Raw genomic sequence first — 360 nt, forward strand, 5'->3', positions numbered from 1 at the left:
CAGGACCGATGGATCGGCCACGGTGCTCCCGCACATGTATTTGCGCCCCAATGTAACTTGCGCGTCGTCGGGACGATTTTCCCAGCTCGAAAGGGCGACGGCTTGGGTTGCCGCGTCGTTGGCTTCTCCTTGCATCACAAGATTTGCTGCCGTTTTGACGCCTGCACGCATCGACAACGAGCTTGATACGAAAGACCAGCCGTTAATGACGCCAAGAAGTACCAGGCAAAGGATCGGCAGAACCAGCGCAAACTCCACCGCCGCAACACCCGAATCGCTCCGGAAAATCCGGACTGGTCGCCGTTCCATGGAGGATTACTCGACAAGCTGAACGGACTGACTCCCCCGCATCTCACGCAT

Annotated in this window: 1 protein-coding gene; it reads right to left on the bottom strand. The window is 57.8% G+C overall.

Annotation, left to right across the window (positions count from 1 at the left end; genetic code table 11):
• Positions 1–309, bottom strand: a 309-nt coding sequence (locus tag EN824_RS33780) for a TadE/TadG family type IV pilus assembly protein (protein WP_135933186.1), incomplete at its 3' end; no start/stop codon positions are given.
• Positions 310–360: the final 51 nt, after the last annotated feature.

The organism is Mesorhizobium sp. M8A.F.Ca.ET.181.01.1.1, from assembly GCF_004792025.1.
GTDB lineage: Bacteria > Pseudomonadota > Alphaproteobacteria > Rhizobiales > Rhizobiaceae > Mesorhizobium.